Below are 14836 nucleotides of genomic sequence, written 5' to 3' on the forward strand. Positions count from 1 at the left end.
GTGCGCGCCGTCTTTTGGCTTCTTCGTTTTTTTTTCTGGTGTGGGTTTGTTTTTACCGGCTGGGCGTGTGTTGCGTTGTTTTGCCTCCCCCCCCCCCCCGCCCGCGTCGTACGCCGCCTTCCGGGCGGTGTTCCGCTACGCCTTGAGGTGGCCGCCCATCCACTCCAAGGCGGCGGGTATCTCACGGCGCCAGGTGTTGAAGTTGTGGCCGCCGCTGTCGAGGATGATCGACGCGATCCGGCCGGGCGACTTGGTCTGCTGGATGAACTTCAGCGTGTCCTTGTAGTTGTCCTCGCCCTGCTTACTGGAGGTGACGAGGAGGTTCACCGGCGCCGCGGGCAGGTTCTGCTGCCGCCACAGCAGGTTGTTCTCCCGCTCCAGCTGCTTGTCGCCGCCGAAGAGCGCGCCGGTCGAGGCGTCGAGCGGGGCCTTGTACGCGCCGGAGAGGGCCACGCCGGTGGAGAACGCCTTCGGGTAGCGCATCGGCATCTTCAGGGCGCAGTAGCCGCCCGTGGAGTCCCCTATGACGCCCCAGTTCCTGGCGTCGGTGCCCACCCGGTAGTGGCTGGATATGTCGTGCCGCACGTCATGGGTGAAGAACGTCTCGGTCTGCGGGCCGTTCGGGACGTCCACGCACTCCGTGTCCCGCGGCGGCGCGACGGTCGGGCGCATCATGACCAGTATCGTCGGCTGCATCTTCTTCTTGCGGACCAGTTCGTGCTGGGTCTGCGGGAAGTGCAGCTTCTTGTAGAGGGCCTGTGCGGTGCCCGGGTAGCCGGTCAGCACCACGGAGGCGGGGAAGCGCTTCTTCGCGTACTTCGGCTGGAAGTACTGCGGCGGCAGGTAGACGAACGCCGGGCTGTTGATCTTGGATTTCTCGCCCTGGAGCACGACCTTGTCTATCCGGCCGCCCACGTGCGGCTTGGACCCGCCGGGTACGCCGACGTGCTCGCTGCCCAGCATCTTCAGCTTGGTGCCGTTCGGCCCGGTCTCGTAATTCGTCACCACGCCCGGCTCCTGCTCCTGGCCGAACAGGTCCGCCCACGATGCGTAGAAACCGAACGAATTGTTCGCGAAGAGGCCGATCGACGCGAAGATCGACAGCTGGGTCGCCAGCAGCAGGCCGATGCGGCCGAGGACCGTGCGCCAGTTCTGCCGGGACAGGCGCGGCCACAGCCAGATGGTGAGAGCAAAGAGTGCTACCGCGAAAAGGACGGCCAAGAGCAGCACTTTTTTACTGGTGAGACCCATGTGGTGCTTTCTTCCGGGCGGCCGGTCATCCGTGCCGCAGATGGAACCCCGGGCCCTGAAACGCCGTCATACAGGGCGCAAAAGTCCAGATGCTGCGACTAAGACTCGCACGTTCTCTCGACCGGGGCGACGGGAAAGTAATGTCTGACAGGCTAGATGGCGAAAAGTCCGGGACGGTTGCGTGGTGTCCGCCACGCTGGCTGCGCGGCCCCCGCCCGGAAAAGGTGCCGCCACTGGTAGGGACGGCCGGAGCGGTCGTCGGACTGCTGAACCTGGTTGCCGGGCTGTTTCCCCGCTTCCGGCACAGCAGGCTCCATGCCTTGGCGGAGGTCCTGCCGGGCACCGTGAGCGCCCTGGCAGCGGCCTCCTCCATCGTCGTCGGCATCCTGCTGCTGATGCTCGCCCACGGGCTCAAACGGCGTAAGCGCCGGGCCTGGGTGGCGGCCGTCGCGCTGCTCCCGGTGGGCATCGCCGCCCAGCTGGTCTACCGGCACTCCGTCGTCGGCGCGGCCCTCTCGCTGGCCCTGCTGGCCTTCCTGGTGTGGCACCGGCGCGCCTTCGGTGCTCTGCCGGACCCGCGCAGCCGGGTGAAGGCCCTGCTGAACTTCGTCGCCCTCGGCGGCATCAGCTTCGGCCTCGGCCTGGTGATCGTGAACTCCCATCCGCACAAGATCATCGGCGATCCGTCGGTGTGGGAGCGGTTCAAGCACGTCATGTGGGGCCTCTTCGGCTTCGAGGGCCCGGTCCGGTACGTGAACAACGTCGACTACACCGTCGGCTACTCGCTCGGCGCGCTCGGCCTGCTGACCGTCGCCACCACCGCCTACCTGGCCTTCCGCCCCGAGCACCCGGCCGCCCGGCTCACCGAGCAGGACGAGGAACAGCTGCGGGAACTGCTCGCCAGGCACGGCGGCCGCGACTCCCTCGGCTACTTCGCGCTCCGCCGCGACAAGGGCGTGGTCTTCTCGCCGACCGGCAAGGCCGCCGTCTGCTACCGGGTCATATCCGGCGTGATGCTCGCCAGCGGCGACCCGATCGGCGACGTGGAGGCCTGGCCGGGCGCCATCGAGCGCTTCATGGAGGAGGCGCGGGCGCACTCCTGGACCCCGGCCGTCACCGGCTGCAGCGAGACCGGCGGGCAGGTCTGGACCCGCGAGACCGGCATGGACGCGCTGGAGCTGGGCGACGAGGCGATCGTCGACGTGGCGGACTTCACCCTCACCGGCCGTGCGATGCGCAACGTACGCCAGATGGTCAAGCGCATCGAGCGCAACGGGTACGAGACCCGGGTGCGGCGGGTACGCGACCTGGAGCCCGAGGAGCTGGCGCGCGTCCAGAAGGCGGCCGACGCCTGGCGCGACACCGACACCGAGCGCGGCTTCTCCATGGCGCTGGGCCGTATCGACGCCGAGCAGGACGGGGACGCGGTGATCGCCACCGCGCACCTGGCGCCGGCCGAGGGTGAGGAGCCCGGCCCGTTCGGAGACCTGAAGGCGATGCAGCACTACGTACCGTGGGGCAAGGACGGCATCTCGCTGGAGCTGATGCGCCGCGACCGTTCCGCCGACCCCGGGATGAACGAGCTGCTGATCGTGGCCTCCCTCCAGGCGGCGCCGGATCTGAAGATCAAGCAGGTATCGCTGAACTTCGCGGTCTTCCGCTCCTCCCTGGAGCGCGGCGAGAAGCTGGGCGCGGGGCCGGTGATCCGGGTCTGGCGCGGCATGCTGATCTTCCTGTCCCGCTGGTACCAGATCGAGTCGCTGTACAAGTTCAACGACAAGTTCCGCCCGCGCTGGGAGCCGCGCTTCGTGGTCTTCCGCAACAGCCGGGACATCCCGCGCATCGGCCTGGCCGCCCTCCAGGCCGAGGGCTACCTGGAGCTGAGCCTGCCCCGCGCGCTGCGCCGCAAGAAGGCCCCCGAGCCGCGGCCGTGCGCGCACACCCAGAAGCCGATCAGCGCGGAACAGGTCGAACCGGCCGCGTAGCGACGCTACGTTCCCGTCGTGCCGCCCGCTCCTCCCGGGGGTGGGCGGCGCCCGTACCGCAGACGCCTAGGCTGGGGGCATGAGTACCTTGCGCGGCCGGGTGGCCGGACTTCCGGACTGGGACCGCTGCGCGGTGATGGGCGTGGTGAACGTGACGCCCGATTCGTTCTCCGACGGCGGGCAGTGGTTCGACACCGAGCTGGCCGTCAAGCACGGCCTGGACCTGGTGGCGCAGGGCGCCGACCTGGTGGACGTGGGCGGCGAGTCGACGCGCCCCGGCGCGGCCCGGGTGGACGAGGCGGAGGAACTGCGCCGGGTCGTCCCCGTCGTACGGGAGCTGTGCGCCGCCGGGGCCATGGTCTCCGTGGACACCATGCGCGCCTCGGTGGCCGAGCAGGCCGTGGCGGCCGGCGCGCGGCTGGTCAACGACGTCAGCGCGGGCGCGGCCGACCCGGCGATGGTGCCGGTGGTTGCCGCGGCCGGGGTGCCTTTCGTGGTGATGCACTGGCGCGGCCGGTCCATCGACATGAACAACCGGGCCGTGTACGGGGACGTCGTCACCGAGGTGCTCGGCGAACTGCGCCAGAGCCTGGACCGGGCGGTCGACGGCGGCATCGACCCCGAGCGCATCGTCGTCGACCCCGGACTGGGCTTCGCCAAGGAGGCCGGGCACGACCTGGCGCTGATCGCGCACCTGGCGCGGCTGCGGGAGCTGGGCCGCCCCCTGCTGGTGGCCGCTTCGCGCAAACGTTTCCTGGGCAGGGTGCTGGCAGGGGACGCACAGGCCGCTCCGCCGCCCGCCCGCGAGCGGGACGCGGCGACGGCCGCGGTCTCGGCGATGGTCGCGCGGGAGGGAGCCTGGGCGGTGCGGGTGCACGAGGTACGGGCCAGCGCGGACGCGGTACGGGTCGCCCGCGCCGTGGAGGGCGCGGCACAGGTGACGGGCGGAACGAGTGTGACGGGCGCCGCGGGTGCGGCGGACGCGACGGGAGCGGTGTGACTCCACGTACGGACATCGAGCTGGTCGAGCAGGCGAACACCGACCTGTACGAGGCCATGGAGCGCGGTGACCACGCGGCCATGTCCGAGATGTGGATGGACGGCCAGGTGAGCGTGGTGCACCCGGGCTGGCCGGTGCTGCGCGGGCGCGGCGAGGTGCTGCGCTCGTACGCCCTGATCATGGCGAACACCGAGTACATCCAGTTCTTCCTGACGGATGTGGAGATCGATGTCCTCGGTGACACCGCGCTGGTCACCTGCACCGAGAACATCCTCAGCGGCGGGCCCGCGGAGGAGGACGGTTCGGTCGGGCCGCTGATCGGCCAGCTCGTGGTCGCGACCAACGTCTTCCGGCGTACGGAGGAGGGCTGGCGGGTCTGGTCGCACCACGGCTCTCCCGTCCTGGCCGATCAGGACGACGACGGGGACGGCGGCGCCGATGACGCCCGCGACGACGACGGGCCGGGTGCCGGGGGCGTGGGCGGCGGCGTCTGAACGTGAAGCTCGCGTGAAGTCTTGGCGCGGTTTCACCGGCGCTGTGTGGCTGTTCCGTGGACGTACGGTGACCACCGCCAGGTCGTCGGCCTGCGAAGACGCCGCCGTACCCGTCAGCGGGAAGCGTCAGCGAGGTCGACTCCGGCGCACCCGTTCGAGCCAAGTGCTGCACGGGTAGGGGTGGGACCGCGGACCCACGGGTAGTGCCCGCGCGGACGACCGCGTGCACGGCCCGGCAGAGCCGCCTAGCAGTCGTACGGGGCCTTGTCCATGGCCCCCGTGGGCAAGCACTGTCGGTGCTCGCAGGTAGATTCGATGACGGGGCGGTGCGCCGGACGAGACTCTGGTTCCCGCCCGCAATTCCGACGATCAGTGGTACCAGAGGTGCCAATGGGACCAGTGGGAGTGTGATTCGCGTGGATCGTGTCGCGCTGCGTGGGCTGAAGGCCAGAGGGCACCACGGGGTCTTCCCCCGGGAACGCGAAGAGGGCCAGACCTTCATCGTGGACCTGGTGCTGGGCCTGGACACCCGCCCGGCGGCGGCGACCGACGACCTCGCGAAGACCGTGCATTACGGCGTCGTGGCGGAGGAGGTCGTGGCCGTCGTCGAGGGCGAGCCCGTCGACCTCATCGAGACGCTCGCGGAGCGCATCGCCGGCCAGTGCCTCAAGCACGAGGGGGTGCAGGAGGTGGAGGTGGTCGTCCACAAGCCGGACGCCCCGATCACCGTCCCCTTTGACGACGTGACCATCACCATCACCCGGAGCCGAGTATGACCAGCAGTGACCCGACCGTACAGCCGGTGCCCACGTCCGTGGTGGAGCGGGTGGACGCCGCGGACGTGACGCTCTCCAACCCGAAACGCGCCGTGATCTCCCTCGGCAGCAACCTCGGCAACCGCCTGGAGACCCTCCAGGGCGCCATCGACGCGCTGGAGGACACCCCGGGCGTCCGCGTCAAGGCCGTCTCGCCGGTGTACGAGACCGAGCCGTGGGGCGTCGACCCGGGCTCGCAGCCGACGTACTTCAACGCGGTGGTGCTCATCAAGACGACGCTGCCGCCCGCCTCGCTGCTGGAGCGCGGCCACGCGATCGAGGAGGCCTTCGAGCGCGTCCGCGACGAGCGCTGGGGACCGCGCACGATCGACGTGGACATCCTCGCGTACCAGGACGTCGTCTCCGAGGACCCGCTGCTGACCCTGCCCCACCCGCGGGCCCACGAGCGTGCCTTCGTGCTGGTGCCGTGGCACGACGTCGACCCGGAGGCGGTGGTCCCGGGCCGCGGCGCGGTGGTGGAACTGCTCTCGGCGGTCGGCCGCGAGGGTGTCGTACCGCGCGTGGACCTGGAACTCCGGCTGCCCGAGTAATCGTTGGGCCGGTGGGTACGGCGCGAGCGCCCGCGGACGCCGGTGCCGTACGGCGTACCGGACCTGCCGTGACGCACGGAAACCGCACGATCACGCGTATACCTGTATTCCGCACCACACGTACGAGGACGAGGGCACAAGGGGCGAACGCTCGGTGAAGCAGCTACACATCAAGGTGCTGGTCGGGCTGTTCCTGGCGGCCGGGGTGCTGGCATGGGCCGGCGCCCGGCTGTGGGACTCCTTCGGCACGCTGCCCAGCGTGCCGCTGGCCGCCCCCGTCGTACTGGCCCTGATCGCCGCCGTACTGGCCGCCACCGCCGTCTCCCTGCGCTCCCGCCTGAAGGCCCAGCGCGAACGCCGCCCCGACGCCCGCGGCGTCGACCCGCTGGTCGCCGCACGCGCCGTCGTCTTCGGCCAGGCGAGCGCCCTGGTGGCCTCCCTGGCGGCCGGCGTGTACGGCGGCGTCGGCGTCTTCCTGCTCACCACGGACTTCGGCGTCGACCCCCGCCGCGCCCAGGCCATCCACGCCGGCTTCTCCGTCCTGGCCGGCGCAGCGGTGGTAGCGGCCGCCCTCTTCCTGGAACGCGTGTGCAAGCTCCCGGAGGACGACGATGAGGCGGGGGCGAGCGCGGCGTAGGCGGCGGGCCGGCGGACCCGGGGCGCGGGGCGGGGCCAGGCTTCACCTTCGGGTCGCGGTTGCGGGCGCGGCGCGATTCGGGCTCGTAGGCGCCCCCTCGTCCGGCCCGTCTGGCTCGTCTGGCCCGGGTGGTGACGGCTCAGGGCAGGCCGAATCCAGCCCCTCCGGCGTTTGAGGACGAGCGGCCGCCAGGCCGCGATACCCCCAGCCCGAGCCGACCCGCACCCGCCTGGCGGCCGGACCGTCAGCCACCGCCCCGCGCGCCGCGCGGCTACCCGGCGGCCGGACCGCGCATCCGCCACCGACCAGCCCTCCCCCGCCTGGCGCGGCTACGAGCCGGGAACGCTTTCCACCACGACCTCGCCGCGCGCCGAGCGCCCCGCGTCGGCCGCCGTGGACCGCCGCAACGCCGCATGGAGCCCCGCAGGCGTCAGCACGCCGAGGAATCGTTCCTCCTCCAGCACCGCGATCCACCCGGCGTCATGCTGGAGCATCGTGCTGAACGCCTGCTTCAGCGGCGCCCCGAGCGGCAGCCACGCGTCCATGCGCCGTGCGTGGTCCCGTACCTCACGCCCGGTCCGGGCCCCGGCCTCGGTCCCGGTCTCGGCCCCCGCCCCGCCCGTTCCGGCGGCCAGCCCGGCCCCGGAGACCCATCCGTGCAGGCCGCCGTCCGCGTCGAGGACCACGGCCCACGCCGCACCCTCCTCCGCGAGCCGCGCCGCCGCCCGCGCCGCGTCGTCGTCGAGCCGGACCACCGGCGGCTGCTCCAGGTCGCCGGTCTCGATCGGCGTCACCGACAGCCGCTTGAGCCCGCGGTCGGCGCCGACGAACTCCGCGACGTACGGGGTGGCCGGTGCCCCCAGCACCGTGGCCGGGGTGTCGAACTGCTCGACGCGGCCCGCCCCGTAGACCGCGATGCGGTCACCGAGCCGTACGGCTTCCTCGATGTCATGGGTGACGAAGAGCACCGTCTTGTGGAGCGTGGACTGCAGTCGCAGGAACTCGGTCTGGAGGTGTTCGCGGACGACCGGGTCGACCGCGCCGAACGGCTCGTCCATCAGCAGGACGGGCGGGTCGGCGGCGAGCGCGCGGGCGACGCCCACGCGCTGGCGCTGCCCGCCGGAGAGCTGGTCGGGGTAGCGGTCCCCGTACTGCGAGGGGTCGAGGCCGACCAGGTCGAGGAGTTCGGCGGCGCGGTCCCTGGCCTTCTTGCGCGGCCAGCCGAGCAGGTGCGGGACGGTCGCGGTGTTGTCCAGCACGGTCTTGTGCGGGAAGAGGCCGACCTGCTGGATGACGTAGCCGATGCGGCGGCGCAGTTCGACGGGGTCGATGGTCGATATGTCCGCGCCGTCGAGGTGGATCCGGCCGCTGGTCGGTTCGATGAGCCGGTTGACCATCTTCATCGTGGTGGTCTTGCCGCAGCCGGACGGCCCGACGAGGGTGACCAGCTCGCCCTCCGTTACCTCGAACGAGAGGTCGTCGACGGCGGTGGTGCCGTCGTCGTAGCGCTTGGTGACGTGTTCAAAACGGATCATGGTGGTTCCCCAGTGTGGACGGTCGCCGGCCGGGTAGGCGCGCTGTGCTCACCGGCTCCTACCCGCCGAAACCGCCCCGTCGCGGCTGTCTTGTCACGACTGGATGGCGGGCCGGCCGGATTGTCAGTGGTGGGGGATAGGGTCGCAGACAGTCACCGAAAATGTGAGCGACAGGGCGGGGAGGTGACCGCGGGTGAGTGCACAGAACTGCCTGGAGGCGAACGACTGGATCTGCGGTGAGTATGTCCGGACGCGCAGCCAGGAGTTGGTGGACGCGACCGTTCAGCACGTGGGCATCACGCTGGTGTCCGTCGTCATCGGACTGCTGGTCGCCTTTCCGCTGGCGCTCGTGGCCCGCCGCTGGCGGGCCGCTGCCGGTCCGGTCCTCGGGCTGACGACGATTTTGTACACGGTCCCGTCGCTGGCGATGTTCGCTTTGCTGACGCCGGTGTTCGGGGTCTCGGCCGCCGTGGTCGTCACGGGCCTGGTGCTGTATTCGCTGACGATCCTGGTGCGCAACATACTCGCCGGGCTGGAGTCGGTGCCGCAGGAGGTCCGCGAGGCGGCGCGCGGCATGGGGTACGGCCCCGTGAAGCTGCTGTTCGGTGTCGAACTCCCGCTGGCGCTGCCCGCGTTGACGGCCGGTCTGCGGATCGCGACGGTCTCGACGGTGGCGATGACGACGATCGGCGCGGTGGTCGGTTACGGCGGCCTGGGGAACCTCATATCCAGCGGTATGGAGGGCTTCTTCAAGGCGGAGGTGCTGACGGCGTCGGTGCTGTGCGTGCTGCTGGCGGTGGTCGCCGACGTCCTGCTGATCGGCCTTCAGCGGCTGCTGACGCCGTGGACCAGGGCGCAGGCGCGGGTGCGGTCCCGCGCACGGCGCGAGCGGCGGGCCGCGGGCCGGGCGAAGAAGGTGGTGGCTTGAGGCGATGGACGCGATGACGGGTGCTTGGGACTGGCTGGCGGCCTCGGCCAACTGGGCCGGGGAGAAAGGGGTGTGGCACCGTCTCGGCGAGCATGTCTACCTCAGCGCGATGTGCCTGGCGATCTCCTGCCTGACAGCCCTGCCGGTCGCCCTGTACCTGGGCCACATCGGCAAGGGCGGCGCGCTGGCGGTCAACATCTCCAACGTGGGGCGCGCGGTGCCGACGTTCGCCGTACTGGTCCTGCTGACGCTCAGTCCGCTGGGTACGGCGGGGGACTGGCCGACGATCATCGCGCTGGTGCTGTTCGCGGTGCCGCCGCTGCTGACCAACGCGTACGTGGGGATGCGGGAGGCCGACCGGGACGTGGTCGAGGCGGCGCGCGGGATGGGCATGTCCGGGCCGCAGTTGCTGCTGCGGGTCGAGCTGCCGCTCGCCTACCCGTTGATCATGACGGGCCTGCGCTCCGCCGGCGTCCAGGTCGTGGCCACGGCGACCCTGGCCGCGCTGGCGGGTGGCGGGGGCCTCGGCCGCATCATCACCGCCGGCTTCGGCAACTACAACACGCCGCAGGTGGTCGCGGGCGCGGTGCTGGTCGCCGTACTGGCACTGCTGGTCGAGGGGCTGCTGGTGCTGGTGGACCGGGCCTTCGACCCGATGCGCCGGAGCCGCGGCCGAGCGCGGAAGTCCCGTGGGCCGACGGATGACAAGGCCCCGGCCGGGAGCCCCGCGTAGGCCCGGGCGGGTGCGGCGGTGGGCATGGACGGGCGTGGCGGTGGGCGCCGGTCGCCCATGCGGACACGCCGGTCGCTCGTACGGACACGCCGGCCGGCCATACGGACACGGCGGTCGGCCGGAGCGGTGTGGTGGTCGGCCCGGTGGCGAGGCGGCTCCGGTCTCCGGGGCCTTACACGAACCGCACATGGACTTTTCCTCTCTCCTCCTTGGATGGTGAATCGGTATGAATCAGGACCCGAACAGTCAGCGCCCCGGCCATCACACCCACCCCGGCCGCAAGCCGTCGCGTGCGGCGCGGGCGGCGCTCGCCGCGGGGGCCGTGCTCGCGCTGGCGGGCGGGCTGGCCGCCTGTGGCGGGAAGAGCCTGGAGGAGAAGGGAGGAGCCAAGAGCGGTGGGGGGAAGGGGGACATCGTCATCGGGTCGGCCGGTTTCACCGAGTCGAAGGTGCTCGCGGAGATCTATTCCAAGATCCTTTCCGATGCGGGATACCACGCCACCGTCAAGACGCTCGCCAATCGCGAGCTGTACGAGCCGGCGCTGGAGAAGGGCCAGATCGACGTCGTACCGGAATACGCCTCGACCCTCGCCGAATTCCTCAACGCCAAGAAGAACGGGCCGGACGCGAAGCCCGTCGCCTCCAGCGACATCGGCAAGACCGTCACGGCGTTGAAGGCGCTCGCCGGGCCCCGCGGACTGAAGGTGCTGCCGGCCGGGGAGGCGACGGACCAGAACGCGTTCGCGGTGACGAAGGAATTCGCCGACCGGTACCACCTCAAGACGCTCTCCGACCTCGGCCGCTCCAAGCAGAAGATCAAGTTGGCGGCGGGTGAGGAGTGCGAGACGCGGCCGTTCTGCAAGCCGGGCCTGGAGAAGGTCTACGGCATAGACGTGACGGGCATCGACCCGAAGGGCGTCGGCACCACGCAGGCCAAGCAGGCCGTCAAGGACGGCACGGACCAGATGGTGCTGACCACGACGACGGACGCCACCCTCGACAACTTCGGCCTGGTGCTGCTCAAGGACGACAAGAAGCTGCAGAATGCCGACAATGTGCTGCCCGTGGTGAATGCCGAGAGCGCCGGTGACAAGGAGATCGAGGCGGCACTCGGCAAGCTCACGGAGAAGCTGACGACCGCCGATCTGATCGGCCTGAACCGCAAGGTCGACGCGGAACGGCAGAAGCCCGCCGATGTCGCGAGCGCTTATCTGGAGTCCAAGGGACTGGCAAAGAAGTAACCACCGGGAAACGAACCGGCGGGCGGGGCCCCATCGGTCCCGCACGCACGGTAAGTTTCAGGCCATGCCACGAGGACGCCACCGCCATTCGCCACCCCTGCACCGGCTTCTTCCTCCCGTGACGGTCGCCGGTGTGTCCCTAGCCTGCGCCTCGGGCGTCTGGTTCGTCGGTGACGACCTGGTTCAGGGCGCTCTCGCCACGGGCGCGGCGGCCGCCGCGGTCACCGGTTCCGTGCTGCTGCGCGCGTGGGACCGTACGGCGGGCAAGAGCGTCGCCGAGCTGAAGAACGCCCGGGTGCGGGACGAGTGGAAGACCGACGAACGCATAGCCGAACTCGAAACGGACCTTGAGGAGTCCCGCGAGATACGCGGCAAGCTGGACACCAAGCTGCGCGCCAAGCGGGCCGAGCTGGCCCGGCTGCGCAGTGAGCACGCCGAGCTGCTGCGCCGCTACGCCACCGCGGAGACCGAGCGTGCCAGCGCCCTGGAGGGCCGCCGGCTGCTGGCCATCGAGTCCGGGGAGCCCGCCAGGGAGCTGACGGCCGGGACCGCGGCCGCTCCGGACGGGAGCGTGCCGGGCGCGCTCACCGCGGGGATGTACCACCGGGCGGCGGAAGCCCTGCGGCAGCTGCCGCGCAACGCGGCCCGCCAGGCCGGGACCGCGCAGGCCCGGGACGGTGAGGACGGCCAGGGGAATCCCGTGGCGGCCACCGAGCGCCCGGCCGCGCAAGGCCGGGCCCGTACGGCCGCCGCCCCGGAGCCCGCTACCCCGAAGCCCGGGGGGCCGAAGCCGGGCACACGGAAGCCTGTGGCCGCCGGGGCCGGAGGTGCCGCCGGTGCGGATGGGGGCGGGCCTCCCGCCCGTACGGCTTCCGGTGACGCCGGCCGCGACGGGGACTCCGGCGGACAGCCGGGCTCCGGCGCTGAGCTGGATGCGGCCAATACGGCTAATACGGCCGACCCGGCCACAGATGCGGACGCTGAGCAGTGGGGTGGAGGTAAGGCGTCCGCGCTGCGCCCGGTTCCGGCCGCAGCGGCCGCTGTCGTCGTCGCGCCCGTACGGGCCCAGCGTCTGCCCGCCTCCCGGGTGCAGGGCGGCTTCGACTTCTTCGGTACGGCCACCGGCACCGGTGCCGTACGGAGCGGGGCACCGGAGGCCGGTCCGGGCATGGGCGTGCCGTCGACCGTGACGCGCCGGCCGAAGCCGGTCCGGCAGTTGGAGGAGGACCTCGCCGACGTGGTCGGGGACGAGGCGGTCGCCGAACAGTCGGCGCTCGGCCGGGCCCGTACGACGGACGAGGTGACGTCCGGCGAGAGCAAGGCAGCGGTGGTGAAGTCGGGTGCGGTGAAGTCCGGTGCGGCGAAGCCTGGAGCGGCGAAGCCGGCCGAGGGCGCGGAGGCGGACGGGGACGCCGGCAATGGTGAGGTCATCGACCTGACCGCGCACGACGAGACCGAGCAGATCGACTTGGCGGAACTGCGTAGCGCGGTCTCCTCCTGACCTCGTGACCCGGCGCCCGGCGGTGGCCGCCCTGCCCATCGGCAGGCCCACTGCCGGGCGCGTCGTCATGTCCGGGCCGGTTACGGAGCCCCCGCCGCCTCCCCCGCCCGTTCCGGCCGTTCCGCCCGCGGCCGGCGTACGGCCGTCAGCACGGCGGCGGCCAAGGTGAATCCGGCGGCCAGCCAGGGCAGCCGGGCCGCGCCCACCGTCTCCAGCCCGACGCCGCCCAGGCCGCCCGCCAGGGACACGGCGAGGTAGATGGCGGCCGCGTTGAGGGAGACGGCCACGGACTGTGCCTGTGGGGCGAGCGCGGCGATCCGGTGCTGCTGCGGCGTGGTCACCGAGAACGACACCCAGCCGGAGACCGCCACCGCGACCAGTGCGGCGGGCAGCCACTCCCGGCTCAGCGGTACGAGTCCGAAGACCACGGTGAGCGCGAGCGCGGCGCCGAGGACCACCCGCCGCGGGCCGAAGCGGTCGGCCAGGTGCCCGGCGAGAAGGTTCCCCGCCGTACCGGTGATGCCGAAGACCAGGAGCAGCACAGCCGTAAGACCGCCCTCCCCGCCGCCTCCGCCGCCCGCGGCGCTGCTCCCCGTACCGCTGCCTCCGAGCACGGGCCCGTACACGGCGCTGATGTACTCGAACGGGATGTAGATCCCTACGAACACCACGACGGTGACCACGAGCGTGTACAGGACACCGCGGTCCGCCAGCGGGGCGAGGCGGCGGCGCAGGCCGCGGGGCGAGTCGGTGTGGATGCGCGGCAGGCGGGCCGCGAGCAGCGGTACGACGAGCAGCGGCAGGGCGGTGACCAGCCACATCGTGGTGCGCCAGCCGTACGCGCCGCCGATGGCGGTGCCGAGCGGCGCTCCGAGGATCAGTGCGGAGGTCAGCCCGGTGTTCACCAGGGCGAAGGCGCGCCCGCGGGACGCCTCGCCCGCGAGGGCGGCGGCGGTGGCCGAGGCGTTCGGGGCGTAGAGCGCGGCACCGGCCGCCGCGACGACGCGGGCGGCCAGGGCCGGCAGGTAACCGGGGGCGAGGGCGGTGGCCGCGTTGCCGAGTGCGAAGACGAGCAGTGCGGTGATCAGGACCGTACGCCGGGACCAGCCGGCGGTGAGCGCCGCGAGAAGGGGCGAGAGGACCGCGTAGGCGATGGCGAAGACGGTGACGAGCTGACCGGCGGCGCCGAGCCCGACGTGCAGATCGGCGGCGATGTCGGGCAGGACGCCGGCGATCACGAAGGCGTCGGTGCCGACGACGAACGTCCCGAGGGCGAGCACGGTTCCGTGGAAGCGCCAGTTCTCCGCGCCGGGGGCGGTGGACGCGGTCGCATCTGCCGGTGGCGCGGGTGGTTCCGCGAGTGGCGGAGGCGACAGAGGCGGCGCCTGGCCTGGCGGCTGAACAGGCGGCTGACCAGGTGTGCGGTCGAGTGTGTGATCGGGTGTGTGATCGGGCGCGCTGTTGCGGGGCATGCGGGCTCCGGCTCCGTAAATGGTACCGATTGGTACCGTCTGCTGGACGGCGAGACGGTACCGATCGGTTCCGTATGGAGTCAAGGTTGGTTATCGTGGCCGTATGCCGACCAACGCCCGGGAACGCCTCGTCAGGGCAGCCGAGGATCTCTTCTATGCCGAGGGCATCCGTGCCGTCGGCGTGGAGCGGCTGCTCGCCACCTCGGGGGTGGGCCGGGCCTCGTTCTACCGGCACTTCGCGAGCAAGGACGACTTGGTCGTGGCCATGATCGACGGTTACGGCCGGCGCTGGTTCGACTGGCTGCACACCGCGGTCGCCGAGCGCGGCGGCGCACCGCTCGCCCTCTTCGACGCCCTCGCCGAACGCTTCTCGTCCGACGATTACCGCGGCTGCGCCGCCATCAACACGATGGTCGAGATCGCCGATCCGGCGAGCGCCGCGCACCGTGCCGCCGCCGCCCACAAGCACGCGATGATCACGTACGTCGCCGAACTGCTCACCGAGGCCGGATACGTGCGCGGCACGCGGGAACTGGCCGAACAGCTCGTCCTGTTGATCGACGGAGCCCAGGTCACGGCCCTGCGTGAACGCTCGGCGGCGCCCGCCCGGCGCGCCAGGGCGGTCGCGGCCGCTCTCCTCGCGGCCGCGTGATCCCTCTTACGCGTCGTGCCTCCCGGCGGCTGTGCGCCCCCT

The 14836-nt window shown here is 71.6% G+C and carries 14 protein-coding genes; 11 read left to right on the forward strand and 3 right to left on the reverse strand.

The annotated features are described in order from the left end of the window. Positions 1-135 precede the first annotated feature (135 nt). Complete coding sequence (locus ACZ4Z1_RS10900; protein WP_468486231.1) at positions 136-1251, reverse strand: alpha/beta hydrolase; 1116 nt, start codon at positions 1249-1251, stop codon at positions 136-138. Positions 1252-1391: 140 nt separating this feature from the next. On the opposite strand from ACZ4Z1_RS10900, the gene ACZ4Z1_RS10905 reads away from it, so the two are divergent. From ACZ4Z1_RS10905 to ACZ4Z1_RS10930, 6 genes are all read left to right on the forward strand, one after another. After that, a complete protein-coding gene (locus ACZ4Z1_RS10905; RefSeq protein WP_468486232.1) occupies positions 1392-3236 on the forward strand; it encodes a phosphatidylglycerol lysyltransferase domain-containing protein in 1845 nt (614 codons plus the stop codon). Between the two features lie 79 nt (positions 3237-3315). After that, a complete protein-coding gene (gene folP, locus ACZ4Z1_RS10910) occupies positions 3316-4236 on the forward strand; it encodes a dihydropteroate synthase (protein ID WP_468486233.1) in 921 nt (306 codons plus the stop codon). Then, complete coding sequence (locus ACZ4Z1_RS10915) at positions 4233-4730, forward strand: nuclear transport factor 2 family protein (protein WP_468486234.1); 498 nt, start codon at positions 4233-4235, stop codon at positions 4728-4730. The genes folP and ACZ4Z1_RS10915 overlap by 4 nt, the downstream gene beginning before the upstream one ends. Before the next feature lie 416 nt (positions 4731-5146). Beyond that, complete coding sequence (folB, locus tag ACZ4Z1_RS10920) at positions 5147-5506, forward strand: dihydroneopterin aldolase (protein ID WP_030019216.1); 360 nt, start codon at positions 5147-5149, stop codon at positions 5504-5506. Continuing rightward, complete coding sequence (gene folK / locus ACZ4Z1_RS10925) at positions 5503-6096, forward strand: 2-amino-4-hydroxy-6-hydroxymethyldihydropteridine diphosphokinase (protein WP_468486235.1); 594 nt, start codon at positions 5503-5505, stop codon at positions 6094-6096. The genes folB and folK overlap by 4 nt, the downstream gene beginning before the upstream one ends. A gap of 154 nt (positions 6097-6250) precedes the next feature. After that, entirely contained in the window at positions 6251-6733 is a 483-nt protein-coding gene (locus ACZ4Z1_RS10930; protein WP_468486236.1) for a DUF3180 domain-containing protein, read from the forward strand. Positions 6734-7062: 329 nt separating this feature from the next. Here the strand turns inward: ACZ4Z1_RS10930 and ACZ4Z1_RS10935 are convergent, their stop codons facing one another. Next, the gene (locus ACZ4Z1_RS10935; RefSeq protein ID WP_468486237.1) at positions 7063-8268 is read right to left on the reverse strand and encodes an ABC transporter ATP-binding protein; all 1206 of its coding nucleotides are present in this window, start codon (positions 8266-8268) and stop codon (positions 7063-7065) included. A 193-nt stretch (positions 8269-8461) separates the two neighbouring features. On the opposite strand from ACZ4Z1_RS10935, the gene ACZ4Z1_RS10940 reads away from it, so the two are divergent. The 4 genes from ACZ4Z1_RS10940 to ACZ4Z1_RS10955 all read left to right on the forward strand — a co-directional run bounded on the left by ACZ4Z1_RS10940 (position 8462) and on the right by ACZ4Z1_RS10955 (position 12670). Beyond that, complete coding sequence (locus tag ACZ4Z1_RS10940; RefSeq protein ID WP_468486238.1) at positions 8462-9196, forward strand: ABC transporter permease; 735 nt, start codon at positions 8462-8464, stop codon at positions 9194-9196. Between the two features lie 4 nt (positions 9197-9200). After that, positions 9201-9929 (forward strand): ABC transporter permease, encoded by a 729-nt coding sequence (locus ACZ4Z1_RS10945; RefSeq protein ID WP_468486239.1) that lies wholly within the window; start codon positions 9201-9203, stop codon positions 9927-9929. Between the two features lie 226 nt (positions 9930-10155). Continuing rightward, positions 10156-11169 (forward strand): ABC transporter substrate-binding protein, encoded by a 1014-nt coding sequence (locus tag ACZ4Z1_RS10950; protein ID WP_468486240.1) that lies wholly within the window; start codon positions 10156-10158, stop codon positions 11167-11169. A gap of 133 nt (positions 11170-11302) precedes the next feature. Then, positions 11303-12670, forward strand: coding sequence for a hypothetical protein (locus ACZ4Z1_RS10955; protein ID WP_468486241.1), 1368 nt, complete (start codon positions 11303-11305; stop codon positions 12668-12670). A gap of 80 nt (positions 12671-12750) precedes the next feature. Here the strand turns inward: ACZ4Z1_RS10955 and ACZ4Z1_RS10960 are convergent, their stop codons facing one another. Next, a complete protein-coding gene (locus ACZ4Z1_RS10960; RefSeq protein WP_468486242.1) occupies positions 12751-13950 on the reverse strand; it encodes an MFS transporter in 1200 nt (399 codons plus the stop codon). A 295-nt stretch (positions 13951-14245) separates the two neighbouring features. Between ACZ4Z1_RS10960 and ACZ4Z1_RS10965 the strand changes: the two genes are divergently transcribed. Next, positions 14246-14794, forward strand: coding sequence for a TetR/AcrR family transcriptional regulator (locus tag ACZ4Z1_RS10965; protein WP_468486243.1), 549 nt, complete (start codon positions 14246-14248; stop codon positions 14792-14794). The last annotated feature ends 42 nt before the right edge of the window (positions 14795-14836 follow it).

It is taken from the genome of Streptomyces sp. NPDC030165, assembly GCF_055573595.1.